General features: G+C 73.6%; 24 protein-coding genes. 15 read left to right on the top strand and 9 right to left on the bottom strand.

Going from position 1 to position 22,429, the window contains the following annotated elements; all coding sequences use genetic code 11:
* Window positions 1–142 precede the first annotated feature (142 nt).
* Window positions 143–487, top strand: coding sequence for a DUF6342 family protein (locus ACIQ87_RS03060; protein ID WP_402400655.1), 345 nt, complete (start codon window positions 143–145; stop codon window positions 485–487).
* Here the strand turns inward: ACIQ87_RS03060 and ACIQ87_RS03055 are convergent.
* Both ACIQ87_RS03055 and ACIQ87_RS03050 read right to left on the bottom strand, forming a co-directional pair.
* A complete protein-coding gene (locus tag ACIQ87_RS03055) occupies window positions 426–1,334 on the bottom strand; it encodes a diacylglycerol kinase (protein ID WP_402400652.1) in 909 nt (302 codons plus the stop codon). The genes ACIQ87_RS03060 and ACIQ87_RS03055 overlap by 62 nt on opposite strands.
* Window positions 1,331–2,899: an FAD-binding oxidoreductase gene (locus tag ACIQ87_RS03050; protein ID WP_402400650.1), complete on the bottom strand. Its 1,569-nt coding sequence runs from the start codon at window positions 2,897–2,899 to the stop codon at window positions 1,331–1,333. Before ACIQ87_RS03050 ends, ACIQ87_RS03055 begins: the two co-directional genes overlap by 4 nt.
* Before the next feature lie 74 nt (window positions 2,900–2,973).
* On the opposite strand from ACIQ87_RS03050, the gene ACIQ87_RS03045 reads away from it, so the two are divergent.
* Entirely contained in the window at window positions 2,974–3,576 is a 603-nt protein-coding gene (locus tag ACIQ87_RS03045) for a TetR/AcrR family transcriptional regulator (protein ID WP_402400647.1), read from the top strand.
* Window positions 3,573–5,168: a glycerol-3-phosphate dehydrogenase/oxidase gene (locus ACIQ87_RS03040; RefSeq protein WP_402400644.1), complete on the top strand. Its 1,596-nt coding sequence runs from the start codon at window positions 3,573–3,575 to the stop codon at window positions 5,166–5,168. The genes ACIQ87_RS03045 and ACIQ87_RS03040 overlap by 4 nt, the downstream gene beginning before the upstream one ends.
* 13 nt (window positions 5,169–5,181) lie before the next feature.
* On the opposite strand, the gene ACIQ87_RS03035 is transcribed toward ACIQ87_RS03040, so the two are convergent.
* From ACIQ87_RS03035 to ACIQ87_RS03020, 4 genes are all read right to left on the bottom strand, one after another.
* Window positions 5,182–5,595, bottom strand: a complete 414-nt coding sequence (locus ACIQ87_RS03035; RefSeq protein WP_402400642.1) for a hypothetical protein — start codon at window positions 5,593–5,595, stop codon at window positions 5,182–5,184.
* A gap of 182 nt (window positions 5,596–5,777) precedes the next feature.
* Window positions 5,778–6,128 carry a VOC family protein gene (locus ACIQ87_RS03030; RefSeq protein ID WP_402400640.1) on the bottom strand — a complete coding sequence of 117 codons (351 nt, stop codon included), beginning with the start codon at window positions 6,126–6,128 and terminating at the stop codon, window positions 5,778–5,780.
* Between the two features lies 1 nt (window position 6,129).
* Entirely contained in the window at window positions 6,130–6,333 is a 204-nt protein-coding gene (locus tag ACIQ87_RS03025; RefSeq protein ID WP_402400638.1) for a CopG family transcriptional regulator, read from the bottom strand.
* A 133-nt stretch (window positions 6,334–6,466) separates the two neighbouring features.
* Window positions 6,467–6,760, bottom strand: a complete 294-nt coding sequence (locus ACIQ87_RS03020; protein ID WP_402400635.1) for a hypothetical protein — start codon at window positions 6,758–6,760, stop codon at window positions 6,467–6,469.
* Window positions 6,761–6,839: 79 nt separating this feature from the next.
* On the opposite strand from ACIQ87_RS03020, the gene ACIQ87_RS03015 reads away from it, so the two are divergent.
* A complete protein-coding gene (locus ACIQ87_RS03015) occupies window positions 6,840–7,256 on the top strand; it encodes a hypothetical protein (protein ID WP_402400632.1) in 417 nt (138 codons plus the stop codon).
* Between the two features lie 123 nt (window positions 7,257–7,379).
* Complete coding sequence (locus ACIQ87_RS03010) at window positions 7,380–7,955, top strand: TerD family protein (RefSeq protein ID WP_049650185.1); 576 nt, start codon at window positions 7,380–7,382, stop codon at window positions 7,953–7,955.
* Between the two features lie 54 nt (window positions 7,956–8,009).
* Here ACIQ87_RS03010 and ACIQ87_RS03005 read toward each other — a convergent pair whose 3' ends face one another.
* Window positions 8,010–9,233 carry an FAD-dependent monooxygenase gene (locus ACIQ87_RS03005; protein ID WP_402400629.1) on the bottom strand — a complete coding sequence of 408 codons (1,224 nt, stop codon included), beginning with the start codon at window positions 9,231–9,233 and terminating at the stop codon, window positions 8,010–8,012.
* Between the two features lie 225 nt (window positions 9,234–9,458).
* Between ACIQ87_RS03005 and ACIQ87_RS03000 the strand changes: the two genes are divergently transcribed.
* The 4 genes from ACIQ87_RS03000 (at window position 9,459) to ACIQ87_RS02985 (ending at window position 13,649) form a co-directional block, all read left to right on the top strand.
* Complete coding sequence (locus tag ACIQ87_RS03000; RefSeq protein ID WP_402400626.1) at window positions 9,459–11,501, top strand: FAD-dependent oxidoreductase; 2,043 nt, start codon at window positions 9,459–9,461, stop codon at window positions 11,499–11,501.
* Window positions 11,502–11,670: 169 nt separating this feature from the next.
* Window positions 11,671–12,216 (top strand): YcxB family protein, encoded by a 546-nt coding sequence (locus tag ACIQ87_RS02995; protein ID WP_402400623.1) that lies wholly within the window; start codon window positions 11,671–11,673, stop codon window positions 12,214–12,216.
* A 42-nt stretch (window positions 12,217–12,258) separates the two neighbouring features.
* Window positions 12,259–12,819 (top strand): PadR family transcriptional regulator, encoded by a 561-nt coding sequence (locus ACIQ87_RS02990; protein WP_402400620.1) that lies wholly within the window; start codon window positions 12,259–12,261, stop codon window positions 12,817–12,819.
* Window positions 12,820–12,908: 89 nt separating this feature from the next.
* Entirely contained in the window at window positions 12,909–13,649 is a 741-nt protein-coding gene (locus tag ACIQ87_RS02985; RefSeq protein WP_402400617.1) for a hypothetical protein, read from the top strand.
* A gap of 70 nt (window positions 13,650–13,719) precedes the next feature.
* Here ACIQ87_RS02985 and ACIQ87_RS02980 read toward each other — a convergent pair whose 3' ends face one another.
* The gene (locus ACIQ87_RS02980; protein ID WP_402400615.1) at window positions 13,720–14,979 is read right to left on the bottom strand and encodes an alpha/beta hydrolase family protein; all 1,260 of its coding nucleotides are present in this window, start codon (window positions 14,977–14,979) and stop codon (window positions 13,720–13,722) included.
* Window positions 14,980–15,202: 223 nt separating this feature from the next.
* On the opposite strand from ACIQ87_RS02980, the gene ACIQ87_RS02975 reads away from it, so the two are divergent.
* Complete coding sequence (locus tag ACIQ87_RS02975; RefSeq protein WP_402400613.1) at window positions 15,203–15,592, top strand: hypothetical protein; 390 nt, start codon at window positions 15,203–15,205, stop codon at window positions 15,590–15,592.
* Window positions 15,593–15,659: 67 nt separating this feature from the next.
* Window positions 15,660–15,926, top strand: coding sequence for a hypothetical protein (locus tag ACIQ87_RS02970; RefSeq protein ID WP_402400610.1), 267 nt, complete (start codon window positions 15,660–15,662; stop codon window positions 15,924–15,926).
* Between the two features lie 66 nt (window positions 15,927–15,992).
* On the opposite strand, the gene ACIQ87_RS02965 is transcribed toward ACIQ87_RS02970, so the two are convergent.
* The gene (locus ACIQ87_RS02965; RefSeq protein WP_402400608.1) at window positions 15,993–16,487 is read right to left on the bottom strand and encodes a hypothetical protein; all 495 of its coding nucleotides are present in this window, start codon (window positions 16,485–16,487) and stop codon (window positions 15,993–15,995) included.
* 145 nt (window positions 16,488–16,632) lie between these two features.
* Between ACIQ87_RS02965 and ACIQ87_RS02960 the strand changes: the two genes are divergently transcribed.
* From ACIQ87_RS02960 to ACIQ87_RS02945, 4 genes are all read left to right on the top strand, one after another.
* Window positions 16,633–17,016, top strand: coding sequence for a VOC family protein (locus ACIQ87_RS02960; RefSeq protein WP_402400605.1), 384 nt, complete (start codon window positions 16,633–16,635; stop codon window positions 17,014–17,016).
* A 252-nt stretch (window positions 17,017–17,268) separates the two neighbouring features.
* Entirely contained in the window at window positions 17,269–19,155 is a 1,887-nt protein-coding gene (locus ACIQ87_RS02955) for an FAD/NAD(P)-binding protein (RefSeq protein WP_402400602.1), read from the top strand.
* Window positions 19,156–20,376: a putative PEP-binding protein gene (locus ACIQ87_RS02950; RefSeq protein ID WP_402400600.1), complete on the top strand. Its 1,221-nt coding sequence runs from the start codon at window positions 19,156–19,158 to the stop codon at window positions 20,374–20,376.
* Between the two features lie 171 nt (window positions 20,377–20,547).
* A complete protein-coding gene (locus ACIQ87_RS02945) occupies window positions 20,548–22,347 on the top strand; it encodes a CocE/NonD family hydrolase (RefSeq protein ID WP_402400599.1) in 1,800 nt (599 codons plus the stop codon).
* Window positions 22,348–22,429 lie beyond the last annotated feature (82 nt).

Genomic DNA, 22,429 nt, shown 5'->3' with positions numbered 1-22,429 from the left:
CACCGCACGCTCAGCCCCCGGGCGGCGCGGGCGTGGCGCTCGCCCGGACCGGAACTCGGTGGTTCGGTTCGGGGGTTCCGGGTTTCAGGGGGCTGACGGCGCGTGACCGAGAGACCCCACCCTGGATGCCTCAGGGCTCGACATGCCCGCAGGCTACCCGACCGTCCGCTGTCGGAGCGACAAGTTCTACTTCACGACCCACCACGGCGACGCCAAGGTGGTCGTCGCGGTCCTGGACTCCTCCGGCAACCTCTACCTCGCAGGTGACCTGACCGAGGGGCAGTACCGGATCAACCTGGGCTACCAGGCGGCCGCGCGGTTCCCGCGGCCCCGAGGTCCGCGCACTCTCCGGAGTGCGCGGACCTCCGCCGTTGCCGTGCGCCGCTCGCCGGCCCGGCCGCCGTCGGGCGGCGCCGGTCGCCGGCTCACGGCACCAGCATCCGCAGGGCGTCCTTCGCCACCGCGACGTCCACCGGGAGCCGGGTGATGAACTCCCCGTCGGCGTAGGCGGTGATGCCGGGCGACTCGATCCGCAGGGACTCGGTGCGCAGCGTGGTGACCTCCGGGTGGCTGATGTGGGTGCCCTTGAAGAGCGTCGGGAAGAAGCGGGCGATGCGCAGCCGCGGCATGGCGTCGACGAGGGTGACGTCGAGCAGGCCGTCGTCGGGCAGGGCGGCGGGGCAGATCAGCATGCCGCCGCCGTAGCTGCGGGTGTTGCCGACGGCGGCCAGGGTCAGGTCGCGTTCGATGACGGTGCCGTCGGCGAGGGTGATGCGGAACGGCAGCGCCCGCAGGTTGGCGAACTCGACGGCGATGGCGAGGTTGTAGCGCATCCGGCCGCGCGGCCAGCGCAGCCGGTTGGCGCGGTCGCTGACCAGGGAGTCGAAGCCGGTGGCGAGGACGGAGCCGTACCAGCGGACGGCGCCGTCCGGGCCGGTGATCCGGCCGAGGTCGATGCCGCGGGTGCGTCCGGCGGCGATGACGTCGGCGGCGGCCTCGGGGGTGCCGAGCGGCAGCCCGTACTCACGGGCGTGGTCGTTGCCGGTGCCGGCGGGTATCACGCCGAGCGGGACGGGGGTGCCGGCCAGGGCCTGGAGGGCGAGGTTGATCATGCCGTCGCCGCCGACGACGGCCACCGCGTCCACCCCGCCGGCCACCGCCTCGCGGGCGAGGCGGACGGCGTCCTCGGGGGAGCGCCCGGCGTGCGGCTCGACCTCGATGCCGAGGGCCCGCAGCCGGGCGGTGGCCCGGTGGGCGGCGGGCTCGGCATGGCCGATGCCCGCCGCCGGGTTGGTGAGAACGGCGACCCTGCGGACGGTTCTCACCTCGTTCACGGGATCAGCTTGCCCGGGTTGAGGATGCCCGCCGGGTCGAGTTCGGCCTTGACGGCGCGCAGGATGCGCACGCCGAGGTCGCCGATCTCGTCGGTCATCCACGGCCGGTGGTCGGCGCCGACGGCGTGGTGGTGGCTGATGGTGCCGCCCGCGCCGATGATGGCGTCCCCGGCGGCGCGCTTGGCGACGCCCCAGCGGGTGAGCGGGTCCTCGCCGAGGGCGGCGGCGACGGTGAAGTAGAGCGAGGCGCCGGTCGGGTAGACGTGCGAGATGTGGCAGAGCACGAGGGCGCCGGGCAGGGCCCCGGTGAGCGCCTCGGTGACGGCGGTGCGCAGGTGGGGGAGCCGCTCCCAGGTGGCGGCGGTCTCCAGGGTCTCGCAGAGCGCGCCGGCGCCGAGCAGGGAGTCGCGCAGGTAGGGGGCGCTGAACCGGCCGTGTTCCCAGGCCCGGGCGGGGGCCTCGCCGAGCGAGGTGCCGCCGGCGGCGAGCAGGGCGTCGCGGGTGAGCTGCTGCCGGGCGGCGACCTGGGCGGCGCTGCCCTCGAAGACGGTGACGGCCAGGCAGCCGCTGACCGCCGGGGCGCCGCCGATCTGCTCGGTCATGGCCAGGTTGATCATGGTCTCGGCCTCGTCGGAGAGCCGGATCACGGTCGGGCCGGTGCCCTGCTGCTCGACGGCGCGCAGCGCGGCCGCCCCGGTGGCGAAGTCGGGGAAGCTCCACGCCTCGTACGCCTTGACGGCGGGCAGCGGGTGAACCCGCAGGCGGACGGCGGTGATCACGCCGAGGGTGCCCTCGGAGCCGAGGAAGAGCTGGCGCAGGTCGGGGCCGGCGGCGGAGGCGGGGGCACGGCCGAGGTCGAGCACCCCGGCGGGGGTGACGACGCGCAGGCCGCGCACCATCTCGTCGAAGCGCCCGTACCCGGCGGAGTCCTGGCCGGAGGAGCGGGTGGCCGCGAAGCCGCCGATGGTGGCGTAACGGAAGCTCTGCGGGTAGTGGCCGAGCTCCCAGCCGCGTTCGGCGAGCAGGGCCTCCGCGGCCGGGCCGGTGAGGCCGGCGCCGAGGACGGCCTCGCCGGAGGTCTCGTCCAGGGCGAGCAGCCGGTCGAAGCGGCGCAGGTCGAGCGAGACGACGGCGTCGAGGCCGCCGCGCTCGGGGTCGAGGCCGCCGACGACGCTGGTGCCGCCGCCGAACGGGACGACGGCGATGCGGAGTTCGGCGCACACCGCGAGGACGGCGGCGACCTCCTGCTCGCTGCCGGGCAGCACGACCGCGTCGGGCGCGTCCTGCGGCTCGTGGCTGCGCCGGCGCAGCAGGTCGGGGGTGGACTTGCCACCGGCGCGCGGCAGCCGGTCGGCGTCGGCGGCACTGACGTTGGCCTCTCCGACGGCGGCGGCCAGGGCCGCGAGGGCTTCGGCGGAGATCCGGGACGGGCGCAGCACGACCTCGTCGGCGCTCGGCCCGGGGGCGGCGTCGCCGGTCACGCCGAGGGCCGCGGCGAGCAGTCCCTTGATGTCGGCGGACAGCTCCTTGGCCAGGGCCGGGTCGCCCCAGGCGTCCCACTTCATCGGGGGGAGCGGAAGTGCGGCGCCGGCCGGTCCCGCTTGCGTCTCAGGTGCCATGCGTTACAGTTTCACACATCATGTCAAGTAGTAACGCCGAGCCTCAGCCCCAGGCCCCCGGGGAGCGCAGCACCGACGACGCGATCCTGGACGCCGCCGCCGACCTGATCGTCCACCTCGGCGTGCGCCGCACCCAGCTGGCCGAGATCGCCCGCCGCGCCGGGGTCAGCCGCCCGACCGTCTACCGCCGCTGGCCGGACGTCCGGGCGGTGATCGGCGCACTGCTCACCCGGGAGATCCTGACCACCCTGGAGGGCGCCGGGCTGGACGTCCACGACCGGGAGACCCTCGTCGAGCGGGTCGTGGAGATCGCCGTCCGGCTGCGCGACCACCCGGTGCTCGGCGCACTGCTGCACTCCGACGACTCCGACCTGCTCCTCCAGTACGTCGTCGAGCGGCTCGGCGCCAGCCAGCGCGGCCTGCTGGAGGCGCTGCGCGCCGCCATCGAGCGGGGCCAGGAGCACGGCTCGATCCGGGCCGGCGAGCCGCTCGAACTGGCCGCCATGGTCCTGCTGATCGCCCAGTCCACCGTCCAGTCGCACCGCATGGTCGCCTCCCTGCTGCCCGAGGCGGCCTGGCGGCGCGAACTGGCCAGAGCGCTGAACGGATACCTCGCGCCATGACCCCCACCGCAGGCCCGTACGCCGGGACCTCCCGACTCGACGCCGCCCGCCGCACGCTGGAGCTCGAAGCGCTCGGCGACGACCCCCGGATCGACCTCCTGGTCATCGGCGGCGGCGTCACCGGCGCCGGCGTGGCCCTGGACGCGGCCTCGCGCGGCCTGCGCACGGTGCTGGTCGAGGCCAGGGACCTGGCCTTCGGCACGAGCCGCTGGAGCTCCAAGCTGGTGCACGGCGGCCTGCGCTACCTCGCCTCCGGGCGGATCAAGGTGGCCCGGGAGAGCGCCGTCGAGCGCGGCGTGCTGATGACCCGCACCGCCCCGCACCTGATCCGGGCGCTGCCCCAACTGGTGCCGCTGCTCCCCGGCCTGCTGCGCCCGGGCCAGGCCGCGCTGATCCGCACCGGCTTCCACGCCGGCGACGCGCTGCGCCTGACGGCCGGCACCCCGGGAGCGCTGCTGCCGCGGGTGCGCCGGATCGACGCCGACCGGACCCGCCTGCTGGTGCCGGGCGTGCGGACGGACGGGCTGCGCGGCGCGCTGGTGGCGCACGACGGCCAACTCGTGGACGACGCCCGGCTGGTGGTCGCACTGGCCAGGACCGCCGCGCAGTACGGGGCGAGCGTGCTGACCAGGGTGCGCGCCGAGCAGGTCACCGGCACCTCGGCCCGGCTGGTCGACACCCTCACCGGGCGGGAACTGGCCGTCCGGGCCGGCGCGGTGGTCAACGCCACCGGCGTCTGGGCGGGCGAGGTGGACACCTCGATCAGGCTCCGGCCCAGCCGGGGCACCCACCTGCTGGTGGACGCGCGGGCGCTCGGCAACCCGACCGCCGCCCTCACCGTGCCGGTGCCCGGCTCCACCAGCCGCTTCGTCTTCGCCCTGCCGCAGCAGCTCGGCCGGGTCGCGATCGGCCTGACCGACGAGGACGCCCCGGGCCCGATCCCGGACGAGCCCCAGCCCACCGAGGCCGAGCTCTCCTTCCTCCTCGAGACCGTCAACGCCGCCCTTGAGACCGCTCTGACCAGGGCGGACGTGCGCGGGGCCTACGCCGGGCTGCGCCCGCTGATCGACACCGGGGACGGCAGCACCGCCGACATCTCCCGCGAGCACGCGGTGCTGGAGAACCCGGACGGGGTGGTCACCGTGGTCGGCGGCAAGCTCACCACCTACCGCAGGATGGCCGAGGACGCGGTGGACGCCGCCGTCCGGCTGCGCGGCCTGCCCGCCCGGGCCTGCTGGACGGCCCGGCTGCCGCTGATCGGCGCCCCCGGGCACCGGGACAGCCGCCCGCTGCCCGCCGGGGAAGGTGCCATGGGTTCGGTGCCCGCCTCGGTACCCGCCTCACTGCTCGCCCGTCACGGCGGCGCGGCCCACGAGGTGCTGGCGGCGGGGGAGTCGGCGCCGGTCGCGGAGGGCCTGGACGTGACCCGCGCCGAGATCGCCTACGCCGTCACCCACGAGGGAGCGCTGGACGTGGCCGACGTGCTCGACCGCCGCACCAGGATCGGGCTGGTCGCGGAGGACGCCGAGCGGGCCCGGAAGGCCGTCGAGGAGATCGTCGGAGAGTGCCGAGGGGCGGTTCAGGAGGGCTGAGCGGCCAGGGCCCTTAGGGGAGGGGCGCGAGGTCCGGCTCGACCCAGCTCGTCCGGGCTCGCTCGTCCGCGAGCGTCCCGGGCCGGTAGTGGCGGGCGAGCAGGTCCTTGTCGAGCAGGTCGGGGTGGCGGGCCGCGAACGCGTCGAAGTCCGGTGCGTCGTCGGCGTGGTGGGCCACCAGCTCGACCCAGGCCCGGGTCATGGTGACGTGGAACTTCTGTGGCGCGCCGGCCTTGGTGGCGGTGCGCAGGATGCCCTCGCCGATCAGGTCGAGGGCGGCCGTGGCGCCGTGGCGGCGGACGGCGAGCCAGGTGAGCCGGACGTGCTGGCGGTGACCGAAGCGCTCGGCGTCGCCCATCACCTCACGCAGCAACTCGTCGAAGGCGTCGGGGGCGTCGGGGGTGGCGGGGGAGGCGGGGGAGGTCATGCGGAGGCCTTCGGTGGGTGGTGGGGTGGCCGAGGGATCGTAGGGGTTTCCGGCATTCCCGGGCAAATGCGAGCAAACCGCCTGAACGGGTGGCTGCCCGTGTGCCCGGGCAGGTGTCCGATGTACCGCGGGCTCGGGCCGGTACGGCGATCCGCCGTACCGGCCCGAGCCCGCCCCCGCTGCTACGCCTCGGTCCTGCCCGGCGCCTGGAGGCCCCAGAGGCGTCCGTCGGGGTCGCGGACGGCCGCCATCCGGGTGCCGAAGTGGGTGTCCTCGAACGGGGTCTCCAGCTCCACGCCGTCGGCGGTGGCGAAGGCGTCGGCGTCCGCCACCTTCAGCACCAGCTGGACCTGCGGCTGCCGGTCCGCCGGGATCTCGGCGATGAACAGGCTGGGGCCGGTGCTGCTGCGCAGCCGGCCGGAGTTGTGGTCGGTGGCGAACTCCAGCTCGTAGCCCAGGCCCTGGAAGAACTTCACGGACTTGCCCCAGTTGTGGGTCTCCATGAACACGGCTTCGATGCCCTCGGTGGTCATCTCAGTCCTCCTTGACGGATTTCTCGACGGACTTCTCGGACGGTTGCGCGTGCTGGGCGGCGGGGACGTCGCCGAGGTAGGCGCGCAGCGCCTCGGCGACCAGTGCCGACAGCGACAGCTCCTGCTCGACGGCGCGGAGCTTGACCTGCTTGATCAGCCCGATCGGCAGGTACACGTTGAACTGCTTCACATCCTCGTCTCCCACGCTCACGATGCTAGCACTCTAGCTTGCTAGCAAGGTAGCCCCGCAAAGGAGCGGGGCCGAGCGGTGAAGCGGAGTCGGCGGGTCGCGAGCGTCGACGTGCCGGGGTCGACGTGCCGGGGTCAGCGTGCCGGGGTCAGCGGGCCGTGCGCTCGGGCATCGGGTGTTCGGCGCCGGACAGCTCCAGTACGCAGGAGAGCGGGTGCTCGGCCCGGCCGGTGCGCTCCAGCCGCACCGCGAGCGGCTTCGGCGGCTCCTCGGCGACCTGGGTGGCGAGGGTCAGCGGGTAGGCGCCGTGCCCGTGGACGCGGTGGAAGGCGCACTCCTTGCCGTCGACCAGCACCTCGGTCTCGGTGATCCGGCCGGAGCGGACGTTGACGGTCACCGAGTGCCCGCCCTGGTCGAGGTGGAAGCTGTACCGCTGGCGCATCGGGACCTCCGGCGACCGGGCCTGCGACGAGGGGAAATCCACTGACAGTCTAGGGCGGCAGGTCGTTAGGGTGCTCGGCATGAGGAGCGCAGCGGGTGGCCCGCGGCCGTACGGGCCGGACGACGAGGTGGCGGAGCACGAGTACGTGCTCGGGCTGTACCGGGTGCCGGTCAAGGTGAGGGCGGGGCGGAAGGCCGGCCCGGCGCCGCAGTCCGGGCTGCTGGAGGCGTGGGTGGACGGGGGCGCGCTGCGGGCCGTCCTGTGCCGTCTGGGTGCGCGGGCGCTGCCCACCCTCGCCCGGCACGAGCCGGACCTCGACTTCAGCAGCCGGATCGGGCGGCCGTCGATGGCCGGGCTGGTCCGGGAGGTCGAGCGGGTGGACCTGGCCCGGCTCCCGGCCGCCGAGCGCGAGGTGCTGAGCCTGCTGCTGGGTTGGGCCCGCAGGTCGCTGGCCGAGGACGGCGCGCTGCGGATCGAGATCGACGCCGTGCAGTGAGTGGTGAGCGGTTCCCGTGCGCGACCCGGAGAACTTCCCGGGGCGGGCCCACCCGCAGACGGATTCTCGTGATCTCTACAGTGTTGTAGATTCGTCCACAGGGAGAGATCAGAGGAGGGCATTGTGGGAGTTTCGCTGGCCAAGGGCGGCAACGTCTCGCTGAGCAAGGAGGCGCCCGGTCTGAGCGCCGTGATCGTCGGTCTCGGCTGGGACGTGCGCACCACCACCGGCGCCGACTACGACCTGGACGCCAGTGCGCTGCTGTGCAACGCGCTGGGCAAGGTGGTCTCGGACCAGCACTTCGTCTTCTTCAACAACCTCCGCAGCCCCGAGGGTTCGGTCGAGCACAGCGGCGACAACCTGACCGGCGGCGGGGACGGGGACGACGAGCAGATCAAGGTCGACCTGGACCGCGTCCCGGCCGACGTGGCCAAGGTGGTCTTCCCGGTGTCGATCTACGACGCCGACGCCCGGCTGCAGAACTTCGGCCAGGTGCGCAACGCGTTCATCCGGATCGTCAACCAGGCCAACGGCCTGGAGATCGCGCGCTACGACCTGACCGAGGACGCCTCGACCGAGACGGCGATGGTCTTCGGCGAGCTGTACCGCAACGGCAACGAGTGGAAGTTCCGCGCCATCGGCCAGGGCTACGCCTCCGGCCTGCGTGGCATCGCGACCGACTACGGCGTCAACGTCTGATCGTCCGCGGTGATCTGACGGGGTTTCGGCGGTTTCGGCGGCCGTGGCGGGCGCTCAGCCGGTCCGGCCGATCGCGTGGCCGCCGAAACCCCCGCCGCCGGTGAACTGGTGCTGCCACCAGGCGGTCATGGCCGGCTCGTCCATCCCCGGCCAGTCCGGTGCCGCGGTGACCTGGGCCCGGCCGAGGGCGCGGCCAAGCTCCACCAACTCCCGTCCGGACGCCGTCCGTTCGCGGTCGTAGGCGGCCAGCAGGGCCGGCCAGGAGCCGTGCTCCCGTCCGGCCAGCTCGAAGGCGTGGGCGTCCTGCACCGCCTTCACCACGCCGCTGGTGTTGTGCGGGCGCACCACGGTGGCCGCGTCCCCGCCGATCAGCAGCCGGCCGGCCGTGCGGTGCGGGGCCGCCAGGTCGTAGATCGGCTGCAGGAAGGTCCGTTCGCGCGGGGTCAGGGTGACCAGGCCGGCCCAGTACGGCGGCAGGTGTCGCTCGGCGAGCTGCCGCAGTTCGTCCAGCTGTCCGTCGCCGAGGGTGCCCGCCGGGATGCTGGTCGGGCCGTCGAGCCGTAGCCAGGCGGGGGTGGGGGCGTAGAAGACCCAGTTCACCTGGGTGCGGCCGGGCTCGACCCCGGGGATGCGGTAGATCACCACCTGGCCGCCGGGGTAGCAGGCGGTGACGCACTGTTCCTCGGGCCAGGGCGCCGCGCCGCCGGGCAGTTCGGCCAGCAGGGCGGAGTCGTAGCTGCCGCGCCAGCACACGTACCCGGCGTACTCGGGCTCGGCCTGCGGGCAGACGGCGGCGCGGACCACCGAGCGGTAGCCGTCGGCGCCGATCACCAGGTCGTACTCCTCGCGGCCGCGGCCCGCTTCGGCCCAGGCGCCGTCCCCGTCGTCGCCGACGGCCGTCACGGTGGCGCCCAGCCGGAACTCGACCTGCTCGGGCGTCCGTTCGCGCAGCGCCTGCCAGAGCACGCCCCAGTGGTGGGAGTGGAACGGGAAGGGCTGGGCCCAGAGCAGCCGCCCGCAGCCGTCCGGTCCGTCGCCCTCGCCGGCCGCGCCGCGGGTGACCCAGCGGCGGACGGTGAGGCGGTGGCGGCGGGTGTCGGCGTCGAGGTGCCCGGCCCGGACCAGTTCGTCGAAGCGGTCGTCGTGGGTGCACAGTCCCACGCCGCGGTCCTCCAGGCGGCCGGGGCTGCGTTCCAGCACCACCACCCGTTCCGCGCCGAGCCGGGCGGCGGCGCCGGCGAAGGCGCTCCCGGCGATGCTGCCCCCGACCACGGCCACCGAGCCACCCCGCACAGTCGCCCCTCTCCCGAGCTCGCGATGTCCCCCGCCCTGTCCGGGACACGACGATACGCCGCCCGTCCGCTCCGGGTGCCGTGTTCTGCGCCATCCGGAGGGCGCATCGGAGCGGACCTTCGGGCCTTATGCAACTAGTTGCATATCCAGCCGCCCGTCCCCTACCCTGCGGTAACCAACGACCCCCGCCCGCGCCCCCAGGAGACGTCGATGAGCGCCCACCCCGGCAGCAGCCGCTACCCGCACCTGCTCAGCCCGCTCGACCTCGGCTTCACCACCCTGCCCAACCGCGTGATCATGGGCTCGATGCACGTCGGCCTGGAGGAGGCCCCCGGCGGCTACGAGCGGATGGCCGCCTTCTACGCCGAGCGGGCCCGCGGCGGCGTCGGCCTGATCGTCACCGGCGGCATCGCCCCCAACGAGGCCGGGCGCCCCTGGGAGGGCGGCGCGATGCTGACCACCGAGGAGGAGGCCGACCGGCACCGGACGGTCACCGACGCGGTGCACGCCGCCGGCGGGAAGATCGCCCTGCAGATCCTGCACTTCGGCCGCTACGCCTACCACCGCGACCTCGTCGCCCCCAGCGCGATCCAGGCCCCGATCAGCCCCTTCACGCCCAACGAGCTCACCGCCGAGCAGGTCGAGCAGACCATCGAGGACTTCGCCCGCTGTGCCGAACTCGCCCGCCGCGCCGGGTACGACGGCGTCGAGATCATGGGCTCCGAGGGCTACCTGATCAACGAGTTCATCGTCGCCGCCACCAACCACCGCGAGGACGAGTGGGGCGGGGCGTACGAGCAGCGGATGCGCTTCCCGGTGGAGATCGTCCGCCGGGTCCGCGAGCGGGTCGGCGAGGACTTCATCATCGTCTACCGGCTCTCCATGCTCGACCTGGTCCCCGGCGGCTCCACCCTGGAGGAGGTCGTGCGGCTCGCCCAGGCCGTCGAGGCCGCCGGGGCGACCATCATCAACAGCGGCATCGGCTGGCACGAGGCCCGCATCCCCACCATCGCCACCTCGGTGCCGCGCGGCGCCTTCGCCTGGGTGACGAAGGAGGTGATGGGGAAGGTCGGCATCCCGCTGGTCACCACCAACCGCATCAACACCCCTGAAATCGCCGAGAAGTTGCTCGCCGAGGGCAGTGCCGACCTGGTCTCGATGGCCCGCCCGCTGCTCGCCGACGCCGACTTCGTCGCCAAGGCCCGGGCGGACCGCGCCGAGGCCATCAACACCTGCATCGGCTGCAACCAGGCCTGCCTCGACCACACCTTCAACCTCCAGATCACCTCCTGCCTGGTCAACCCGCGCGCCTGCCACGAGACCGAACTCGTCCTCGGGCCCACGCGGTCGCGCAAGCGGATCGGCGTCGTCGGGGCGGGCCCGGCCGGACTCGCGTTCGCCGTCTCCGCCGCCGAACGCGGCCACGACGTCACGCTGTACGACGCCGCCGAGACGATCGGCGGGCAGCTGAACATCGCCCGGCGCATCCCCGGCAAGGAGGAGTTCGACGAGACGCTGCGCTACTTCCGCACCCGGCTGGCCGAGTTGGCCGTCACGCTGCGGCTCGGCGCGACCGTCACCGCCGAGCAGCTGGCCGAGCACGGCCACGACGAGATCGTGCTCGCCACCGGCGTCACCCCGCGAACTCCCGCCGACATCCCGGGAATCGACCACCCCAGCGTGCTCGGCTACCTCGACGTGCTGCGCGACGGCGCGCCCGTCGGCGAGCGGGTCGCCATCCTCGGCGCGGGCGGCATCGGCTTCGACGTGGCCGAGTTCCTCACCGACCCGGGCGACGCCGCGAGCCTCAACCCGCCCGCGTTCCAGGCCAAGTGGGGCATCGACCCGGAGTACCGCGAGCGCGGCGGCCTGCGCGCCCCGGAGCGGCCGAAGCCCCCGCGCAGCGTCCACCTGCTCCAGCGCAAGACCACCAAGGTCGGCGCCGGCCTCGGCAAGACCACCGGCTGGATCCACCGCACCGAACTCAAGCACCGCGGCGTGGTGATGGTCCCCGGCGTCACCTACGAGCTGATCGACGACGCCGGGCTGCACCTCACCGTCGACGGCGAGCGCCAACTCCTGCCCGTGGACACCGTCGTGCTCTGCACCGGCCAGGAGTCGCGCCGCGACCTGTACGAGGCGCTGCGCGAGCGCGGCCTGTCGGCGCACGTGATCGGCGGCGCGGACGTGGCCGCCGAACTGGACGCCAAGCGCGCCATCAAGCAGGGCACCGAGCTGGCCGCCTCGCTCTGAGGCCCGCGTCCCCGGGCCGGCGTCCCCGGGCCGGCGCCCCGCGGTGCGAGCCGCGGGACGCCGGTCGTGAAACCACTGGTGGCCCGCCCGCCGGGTGTTGCTAGGATCCGCAGGCCGAAGCGCAGGCCGAATGCGCAGGTCACGAAGCGGATCGAGGGGGAGCAGGTCGATGGACGAGCAGATCGAGGCGGGGCACAGACCGGCGGTGGACGAGCGGATCGAGCTCGCGTACACGCCGACGGCGGCGGACTTCCGGGAGGCCCTGGCGGCCCGGTCCCGGACGACTCGCGCGGGCCGGCGCACCCGGATGCTCACCTACGTGGTCGGCGTGTGCTGCCTGCTCGCCGGCACGATCGAACTCGCGGGCGGCGAGGGGGTCGACACGTCGCTGGTGGTCATGGTGGTGGCCGTCCTGTTCCTGATCGTGGGGGTGCCCCGGCTCCAGGCGAGCCAGTTCCACCGGCTGGCCGCTCAGAAGGGCGAGTTCAAGGTCGCCGTCGAAGCCGCCGGCGTGACCATCGCCAACCACCACTCCACCAGCACCCTGACCTGGCAGGCGGCCCCGTACTACGTGGAGACCCCGGGGCTGTTCGTGCTGCTGAGCGCCGACAAGAACAACTCCTGCCTCACCATCCTGCCCAAGCGCGGCACCGCCGACCCCGACGGCCTGGGCGCCCTGCTCGCCCGGCACGCCTCCGCGCCCGCCCGGGGCTGAGCCGGGCCCGCCGCCCGCGGCGGGCCCCGTACGATCGACGGCATGTCGCTGCCGCACGCCATCCTCACCGCCCTGCTGGAGAAGCCGTCCTCGGGGCTGGAGCTGACCAGGCGGTTCGACAGGTCGATCGGCTTTTTCTGGCCCGCCACCCACCAGCAGATCTACCGCGAACTGGGCCGGCTGGAGGCCTCCGGGCACATCCGGAACCTCCAGCCGGAAGGACCGGTGCGCGGACAGAAGAAGGAGTACGAGGTCCTGCCCGAGGGCCGTGCCGAACTCGCCCGCTGGACCGCCGAGGGCGCCGCGCCGCGCGCCGTCCGGGAGCCCCTGCTGCTGCGGCTGCGAGCGGCCGCGGTGGTCGGCACGGACGGGCTGGCGGCCGAGCTGGAGCGCCATCTCGCCCTGCACCGCGAGCAGTTGGACGACTACCGGGAGATCGAGCGGCGCGACTTCCCGGTCGAGCGGGCGGACGCCGAGAACCGGCTGCAGCACGCGGTGCTGCGGGCCGGCATCGGGCTGGAGACCTTCTGGGTGCAGTGGCTCGCCGAGACCCTGGAAGCCCTGGGAACGCTACCGGCCACGGACCCCGCGGACGGCTCCTGACCTGCGCGGATCCCCGCCCGCGCGCCCCCTCGGGACCCCGGTGGGACACTGGTGGCTGTCCCTGCCCGAACTCTCGACCGGGGGCCCGCATGTCCCGTCCCAGGCCCATCCACACCCTCGCCGCCGCGGCCGCCGCCCTGGCGGTGCTCCTGGGCCCGGCCACCCTGCCGGCGTCCGCCGCACCGACCGCGGACCTCCCCTCCGCCGACCAGCTGAAGTCGGCCCTGCTGACCGCGTCCGACCTCGGCGCCGACTGGACCGAGATCCCGGTGACGCAGAGCCCCAGCCCCAGCCCCGGCGCGAGCCCGTCCTCCCCGGTGACCGGCTGCGCCGCGCTCAACGCCCTGATCAACATGTACGTCACCGAGCCGGGCGCGCCGATCCCGCGCGCCGAGACCGAACTCGACGGTCCGGACGGCAACCCGATGGTCACCCAGGCCCTGGCGGCCGAAGCGCCCGACCGGCTCACCACCGACTTCAACTCCGCCGCCGACGCCCTCAAGACCTGCCACACCATCACCTTCAGCTCCGGCACCGCCGACACCGTGACCTTCGCCGTCACCCCGGTGACCCTCGGCGACCGCAAGGACGCCCCCGCCGTCCGTCTCGACGGCACCCTGGCCGGCGTCCAACTCAACGGTTACGTCGGCGTCGAGCGCTTCGGCACGGTGGCCATGGTCTTCGGCTACTTCGAACGCCAGGGCAGCAACGAGGAGGACGCCTCGATGCGGTACCGCACCGCCGTCGCCAAGGTCGAGCGCACCCTCGGCACCCAGGCCGGCAGCACCACCGCCCCCACCGCCGTGGCCTCCGAAGGACAGCGCGTCTGACCCGCCCCCGCACCCGGCGGGCGGCCGCACCCCCGTGTCGGCCGCCCGCCGTCGTGTCCGCCGGCGGGCACTACGGGTGGTAGACGACCTCGGGGAAGGCCTTCGACGGGCCGTCGAGCAGCTTGCCGTGGTGGCGGTCGCGCAGGTGGAGGTCGAAGAAGGCGAGCGGGTAGGCCTGTTGGACGAGGATCCCGCGCTGCGGGTCGAGGGTGCCCACCTGGGACTGGATCTGCTGCTCGGTCATGCCGAGCAGCCTGCCCGCCTGGGGGATCAGCGTCATGTTGTCGCCGTACGAGCCGTGCACGGCGCCGGTGGCCTGGACGTCCAGGCGCCAGCCGCGCAGGTGGCCCCAGAAGGCCTCGGCGTACGGGTTGGTGGCCCGGGCGAAGTCGGCGGTCATCATCATGAACGGCCGGTCGATGTCGGTGGTGATGGCGGGGTTGCACGCCATCGGCCCGTCCAGCGAGAGCCCGGCGCGGATGCGCCGGTCGGCGACCATGGCGAGGGCGGTGCCGGTGCCGCCCTTGGACCAGCCGAAGGCGCCGATGTTCCGCGCGTCCAGACCGCCGAGCAGGCCGTCCGGCAGGGCGCGGCCGTCGACGTCCGGGTTGCGTCCGGCGGCGAGGCCGACGACCTGGTCGAGCAGGAAGAGCAGGTCGGCGGCGTAGTCCTTCGGGTACAGCCCCGGGAAGGTGGCGTCCCGGGTGACGACGGTGCCGTCCGGGAACTCGGTGAACCCGTCGTGGGTGTGGTCGACGGTGACGACGGCGAAGCCGTGGCTGGCCAACTCCTGGACCACGACGGTGTGGTCGGCGCGGTGGCTGCCCGCGCCGTGCGAGTAGAGGACGACGGGCAGCGGCCGGCCGGACCGGTGGACGGGCGCGCCCTGGTGGCCCGAGGTGAGCGGGGCGAGCGACAGGGGCAGCGGGTAGCCGGCGTCGTCGAGGAAGGCCTTCAGGGCGCCCTCGGTCATCCAGGGGGCCGGCGGGTACGAGTCGGCGTCCGCGGCCCGGGCCGGGTACCAGACGGTGGCCATCAGCTCGCGGAACCGTCCGGGCCTGGCGTTCGGGTCCGGCCGGGACCCGTCGCGCAGGTGCAGCGGCACCATGCCCACCGGGAACGGGCCGGTCGGCGCGGGCAGGGTGAGCCGGGAGGGGGCGGCGGCGGAGGAGGCGGGAGCGGTGGTGGCCGAGGCGGTGGCGGCCGACGCGGTGCGGGCGAGGCCCAGCGGCGCGACGGCGCCCAGCGCGAGGGCGGCGCCCAGCACCCGGCGGCGGGTCGGTCCGGAAGGGGAGGCGGTCGGCGTGGTGTCCGGCGACGTGGTGTCCATGCGCGGAACGCTGTCACGGGGGCCGGGCGGGCAGCATCCGCCCACCGATTGATCCTCCGTCACCCCGCATCGGCCCACGGGTTTACATCCCCGGGCTGATGCGGACGGGCGGGGCCGGACGACGTTCCTGTCGATCGGCAGCTGCGGCACGCGGGGAACCGGACGGGGCCCACGAGGCGTGTGCGTCCCCGGAACGCGGATCGGACGAGGGGGACGGGCACGGATGACGGCGTCGACGGCCGGCGACAGCTCCGGCAGTGGAAGCCGGTACGGCTGCCTGTGGTTCCTCGCCGGGCCGGTGCTCGCGGTGGCGGGCACCGCGGCGGGCGCGGCCCTGATCCGGTGGCGGTGGTCGGACTGCCCGCGCGGGATGGACCGGGCGACCCAGGCGTCGATGGTGCTGAGCCTGCCGATCGCCCTGATCGGCATGACCGTTGCGCTGGCCCTCCTCCAGGGGGTGCTGGCCGCGGTGCTGCCGGAGGAGACGGAGCCGGAGGTCAAGTGGGTGGCGCTGCTGGTGGTGGCCGTGGTGCTGTTCCTCCTGTACGTCTTCGGCATGGGCTCCCCGGACACGGGGCCCGGCGGTACGTGCTACCGCGGGGCGGCGCGGTAGCGGCCCGGGGCCCCGGCCGGGTGAAGATCGAAATGCGCGGGCGTCCGCCGCCCGCCACGGTGGGACCGTGGCCTCGATCGTCGTCCTCTTCGAACTGGGCCCGGACCAGGCCCTCGGCCCCGAGGGTGTCGGGCCGGGCGTGGTCGCGGTGCACGCCGCCGGCCAGGACCCGGACGTCCCGGAGGACCCGCAGGCGCGAACCCTCTGCGGACTGGACACCGCCCCGATGGAGCACGCCCACTACCGCCCCGCCCGGCCCGGCGAGCCGTGGTACCCGCCCGAGCTGGAGCAGCAGCGCTGTCGGCTCTGCGAGGCGGCGCTGCACCGGCTCTGAGGTCGCCGCCCCGGCCCTGCGCTGCCCGGGCCCGCCCCGGGCGGTGGGCCCGGGCGGTGGGCCCGCTCAGGCGAAGCCGGCCTCGGTGAAGCGGCAGCCTCCGCGCTCGGCGGGGGAGAGGACCGGGCCCGGCGAGAGCCGCGGGGCCTCGCGGAAGTACTGGCGGAAGCCCGACGCGCGGAATCGCAGGTCGAAGGAGTGGCCCTCGACGTGCCAGTGCGACGAATCCCGGTGGTCGTCGTCCGGGGCCTGCCGGTGCAGGTCGGCGATCTCCAGCTCCGGGGCGGTTTTCTTGTAGTCGAGACCGCCCTCGAGGTCCCACACCCCGTCGAAGACGAGCGTCGCGGGGGCGACCCAGAAGGAGAAGGTCTTCGCGGGCCGGACCGGGTCGACCCAGCGGACGACGTAGTCGAGGTCGAGGAGGAGCCGGGCCTCGAACTCGTCGCCCTGCTGCACGTACAGGCCGTGGACGGTGGCGTCGTGCCAGCCCATCTCCTCGAAGTCGGCATCGCTCCAGACGCTCTTCGAGAGACCTGATTCCGGATGGGCGGTGCTGTTCATGCCCGCATCCAACCAGACCGGCCGTCCGCGGCTGCTCGCGGGGCCGGAGCGACGGGAGCCGGGAGCCGGGAGCCGGGAGCGGGGAGCGGGGAGGACGTGCGCGGGGCGGTGGCGTCCGGCGCGGTGATCGGGAAGACTCGCGCCCATGGTTTCGGTACTGCAGAACGTGGCGATCGACTGCGCGGACGCCCATGGGCTGGCGCTGTTCTGGAGCGGGGTGACGGGCAGGCCGCTGGATCCGGACTGCCGGCCGGGGGACCGGGAGACGCAGGTGCCGCTGTCGGGCGGCCTGGTGCTGTACTTCAACCAGGTGCCCGAGGCGAAGACGGTCAAGAACCGGGTGCACCTCTGCCTGCGGCCCGAGACCTCGCGCGACCAGGAGGTGGAGCGGCTGCTGGGGCTCGGCGCCGGCTTCGTCGCCGACCACCGGAACCCCGACGGCTCGGGTTGGGCAATCCTCTCCGATCCTGAGGGGAACGAGTTCTGCGTGCTGCGCAGCGAGTCCGACCGGGCCGCCGCGCACCCGTAGCCCGGCCACGGGTGGTCCGCCCGTGCCGGGAGTCCGGGGCCGACCGGCTGCTCCTCCTCTCGACGGCCCACCGCCCGCCCGGCGGTGGGCCGTCGGCGTGCCGCCCGCCACCAGGCCGGGACGGGCGGCCCTCATTCGGCCGTTCCGGGACCCTGGGCACTCCTTCCGCGTCACACTTCCTCAGCAGACCTTTGCGCCCGGTGTCCGGGACGGCGGAGCCGGGCTCCCATCCCTCGACGGGAAGGCTTGACCATGAGTCGATCTGGTACGCGTCCGAAAGTCCTCATAGTCGGGGCGGGCCTGGCCGGCACCGCGACGGCGATCCGGCTGCTCTGCTTCGCGCGCAGACCGCTGGAGATCGTCCTGCTGGAGCGGCGCTCCGACTACCGCTCCGCGGGTGTCGCCTACCACCGGGACGGCAACCCCTGGGACTACGTGTTCAACATCCAGGCGGGCCGGATGTCGGTGTTCCGCGAGGACGTCCTGGACTTCGTCCACTGGGCCAACCACGAGGCGGACCGCGGTGGTTGGCCGGAGCCCTGGGCCGGGCTCCGGTTCGTCGAGCAGGGGCCGGCGCCCCGGCGGATCTTCCAGGACTACCTGGACGACCGGCTGGCCGAGGCGAGACGCGAAGCCCGTCCTGGGGTGGTGCTCGTCGAGGCGGACGGCGACGCGGTCGATCTGGAGGTCGGCCCCACCGGTGTCGACGTGACGGTGGAGCGGCCGGCCCCCGACGGGCCCCCGGCGGTGACGGTGCTCCGCGCCGACCACGTCGTCCTGGCGACCGGCCTCGAACTCCGGGAGCCGGCCTTCGCCTCCGAGGTCCGTACGCACGCGTCCTTCATCCGCAACCCGTACTCGGCGGCCGGGATCCGCAAGCTCGTCTCGCTCCCCTCCGGGGCGGACGTCGCGATCGTCGGTTCCGTCCTGAGCGCCTACGACTCGGCGGGCCTCCTGCTGCGCCAGGGCCACACCGGGAGGATCCAGCTGATCTCCAGGACCGGGACGATGTTCCGGACGTACCCGGACGGCCACGAGCACGGGGTGTTGAACCTGCCCTGTCCGAAGACCCTGTTGCAGCCGTACCGGAACCGCGCGGAGTTCCTCGACCGGGTCCGGGCCGAGTGGGACACGGCGTGTTCGACGGTCGTCCGGGAGCATCCCGAGGTCTCCCCGGTGGTGGTCGCCGAGCGGGTGGTCAAGGCGTGGGAGCCGCACCTGCCCGAGGCCATCGAGCGCATTCCCACCGCCGAACTGCGCGGGCTGCTGGACGAGTTCGGCACCGCGCTGGCCGCGCTGCGGGTCGGGGTGCTGGAGTACACCATGGCGGTCATCGAGCGGGCACTGGACCGGGCGGACGGCACGGACGGGGCGGTGGAGCTGGTCCTCGGCAGGGTGGAGGCGGTCGTCCCGGCGGAGTCGGGCCGGCTGCTGGTGTCGGTCGTCTCCGCGGAGGAGGAGCACGCGATCGAGGTCGACCTGGTGGTGTCCAACTTCAGCCGGGAGTCGGACTACACCAGGGTCGAGCAGCCGCTGTGGCGCAACCTCCTGCGGCGCGGGCTCGCGGTGCCCCACGAGCGCACCGGGCGCGGCCTGGAGGTCGACGGGCGGGGGGCGCTGCTGGGCTCCGGCGGGGAGTCCGGGCCGGTCTCCGCGGTCGGCGCGCTGCGGGAGGGCGACGAGATCGTGCGCAACGGCCGGACGGGTGCGTTCACCTTCAACCTCGCCGCGATCAAGAACCATTCGATCGCGGTCGCCGCCCACGTGGTCGAGCGGCTGGAACCGGAGGAGGACGTTTCGGCCGAGGAGGTCGCCCTGGGTCTGGTCCGGTACCACGGGGCCCTTGGCAATCTGGAGGAAGCGGTCCGGGAGGGATTCGAGGACGCTGTGTTACTGGAGGCCAGGAGAATGGCCTCGCGCGGTCGGATCGAGCGTGAACTGCTCGATTCCAGGCTGGACGCCCGTATTCGGTCCATGGGTGACCGTCCGACCCGTCCGACGGACGCCGCTCGGCACGACCGCCTGATGAGGGCGGTCGTCAACCGGGTCGCGGTCGAACGGCTCACCGATGTTTCCGTGACACCACGACAACTGCGTCGACAGCTGGGAATGGCGACCGCCGGAGAACAGGAGGACTAGTTGAACGGGCGACGGATTCAGGGATCCCTGCTGACCGGTGGCATTCAGAGCGAAGTGCGCGGTACCTGCAATCGCACGAGACGTCCACTCGACGGATCCATCCTCGTCGCCCCCTCCCTCCACGCCGGCCTGTACGACGCGATCGTGGCGGCGGCCGCGGTCGTCTGCGGTTCGGGCGGGCTCACCGGCCACATGCAGTCCCTCTGCCGCGGCCGGGGGATCCCGGTGCTCCGGGTCGACGAGGCGGACCTCGCCGACCTGGTCGGCGAGGCGGTGCTGGACCTCGACAGCGAGTCGATCGTGGTCGAGTCCGGCGCCGCCGCCGGGGGCGACCAGGACTCCGGGGCCGGGAGCCCCTCGCTGGACGACCTCGGCTCGGCCTGCGCGGTGATCGCGGACATGCAGGACATCCGGACGATCAACTCCTGCGGGCCGAACGCGAAGCGGGTCGACTGCTTCTTCATCCGGGAGGAGTTCCTCTGCCTGGCGGCGGCGCTGAGCCCGCTGGACGCCCTGGAGGGCGGCCCGGCGGACGCGGAGGCCTACGGGCGGGCCCTCGCGGACCGGCTGTGCGGCTTCGTCGAGGCGCTGCTGCCCGGCCAGCGGCTGGTGCTGAGGCTCCTGGACCTGCGCTCCGACCACGCCGCCAGCGTCACCGAGCTGGCCCCGGTCGCGGTCGAGCCCAACCCCGAACTGGGCCTGCACGGCGCCCGCTGGCTGCTGGGGTCGGCCGCCTACCGGGACGCGTTGCACGCCATGCTCGGTTCGCTGCGCGAGCGGCTCGGCGAGGAGGCCGGCCTGGTGCAGCTCTCCGTTCCGTTCCTCAACGACGCGCAGGAGTTCGGCCGGCTCAGGGCGCACCTGCGGCTGCCGGCCGAGGTGCCGCTGTCCGCGTTCATCGAGACGCCGGCGGCGGTGCACGCCACGGCGGAGATCTGCGCGGCCGGGGCCAGCGAACTGTTCGTCGGGGTCAAGGACCTGGTGCAGTTCTACCTGGCCGCGGACCGCGGCAACCACCTGGTGGCGGAGTCCTACCAGACCCGGCACCCGGCCGTCCTGGACGGCGTGCGCAGGGTGGTGGAGTCCGCGCGCGCCGCGGGCACCCCGGTGCGGGTGTTCTCGCTGGGCACGGACCTCGCCCACTACCTCGCCCATGTCCCCACCCCGGACGGCTACATGATGTGCACCGCCGAGCTCCGGCCCCTCGTGCTCCGGTCCTGACCGGGGCACTGGACGGAAGTCGGGGGCGCGGATACTACAACCCTCTTGTCATTGTCGGGAGTTGGCTCAAGGCTCCACCCGTATCGGTGAATCTGACACACGGTCAGTTTCCTTTCGATCGGATGTGACCAGGATGCGGTCAGTAATCCGTCCACGGAAAGGGTGGTTGGTATGACCAGCATCAGCGGAGAGCCGATCCCGGCGATCACCGAGGCCACGCTCACCGACATCGCCACCAACGGCATCTGGGGCGACGGCCTCACCCCCAGCGCGTCCACCCTCGGCGTGGCCGAGGCGCTGCTCGCCGCGCTGCGGGGTGAGGCGGGGGTGCAGCTGCCGCCGGTGCTGGCGGAGTTGGTCGGGGAGGTGCGGGCGAAGGCCGAGACCGACCTCCACGGCATCGACGGCGCCGGCGACGTCCGGCTGTCGGGGCTCGCCATCAAGCTCCGCGACGGCGAGCCCCACCCGGCGGTGATCGTCCCGGCCGGCTGGAACCCGTTCGGCTGGCTGCCCTTCCTGCACCTGTACCTCAAGCTGGCGCAGAAGGGGTACCACGTCCTCGCGTACACCCCGCGCGGGATCGGCATCAAGGGCTGGCTGTCGACCTCCGGGGGCCACATCGACGTCGGCGGCGACAAGGACTGGGCCGACGGCTCGAAGGTGATCGACTTCGCCGAGCGGTACTTCAGCCCCACCAAGATCGGTTTCCTCGGCGAGTCCTACGGCTCAGGGATCAGCCAGCTGGTGGCCGCCCACGACCCACAGAACCGCGTCTCCGCCGTCGTCGCCCTGAGCACCTGGGGCAACCTGGCCACCAGCCTCTACGCCAACGGCACCCGGCATCTGGCGGCCGTCGAGGCCCTGATCGGCTTCACCGGCGGCGAGATGGAGGAGAAGTTCGACGAGGAGGGCCGGCGGATCCTGACCGACTTCCGCAACGGCGTGAACCTCGACGCCGTGGTGGAGTGGGGCACCAAGCGCTCCCCGCAGACCTATGTCGACAAGACCAACGAACGCGGGATCCCGACCTTCATCTCCAACACCTGGCACGAGACGCTCTTCCCGGTCGGCCCGGTGATCGAGACCTTCGAGGCGCTCACCGTGCCGAAGCACCTGAACCTGTGGATCGGCGACCACGGCGCCCCCGAGGGCCCCGGCCTGGTGGGTCTGTCGGCCGGCTGGCCGTTCCCCGGGCTGGCGGTGCCGATCCAGGAGGCCTACGACTGGTTGGACCACCACCTGCTCGGCGTCGCCAACGACGTGCCGAACTGGTCGCAGGTGATCAACCAGTCCATGTTCACCTACGAGACCACCGGCACCGGCATCGGCGGCAGGCGGATCACCGTCCCGGCGCACCGGCAGTCGTACTCCTCCTGGAGCGAGGTCACCACCGGCGGTGAGACGTGGAACCTCACCGGCGAGGGCACGCTGAGCGACAAGCCGACCGCCGGGTGGTCGCAGGACTTCATCGCCGGTAACCCGACCGAGGCCGACGCGGGTCAACTCCTCAAGACCGGGGAGAAGGAGTGGTTCGGCAACCCCAAGCGGTACGACCCGGAGCAGTTCGAGTCCTCGCGGCTGCTGTCCTGGTCGACGGAGGCGCTGACGGCCCAGGGCGGCGACGCGGCCCGCCGCATCCGGGGCGCCGCGGAGGTCCGGCTGACGGTACGCAGCACCACGGACACCGCGACCCTGGTGGCCTATCTGTTCGACATCGCCCCGGACGGCACCGCGCGGATCATCACCCACGAGCCGTACACCGAGACCGGGCTGACCCCGGGCGAGGACGCCACCGTCAGCTGGAAGCTCCAGGCCACCTCGTACGACGTGGCGGCCGAACACCGGCTGGCGCTGGTCGTCAACAGCGCCGACCCGCTGTACCTGCCCGGGGCCTGGGCCCAGGTCGTCAGCACCACCATCGTCAGCTCGCCGCGCGGCAGCGAGTCCCGCCTGGAGCTGCCGCTGGGCTGATTCCGGACCGCGCTCGACGACGGCCCGCCGCCTCGCCGCGGCGGGCCGTTCCGGGCCCGCCCTCGGCGCCCACCCCCGGCTC

The organism is Kitasatospora sp. NPDC096204 (assembly GCF_044763205.1).
In the GTDB taxonomy this organism is placed as follows: Bacteria; Actinomycetota; Actinomycetes; order Streptomycetales; family Streptomycetaceae; genus Kitasatospora.
The sequence above is the reverse complement of the archived record's forward strand: the minus strand, read 5'-3'. Positions and strand labels throughout refer to the sequence as shown.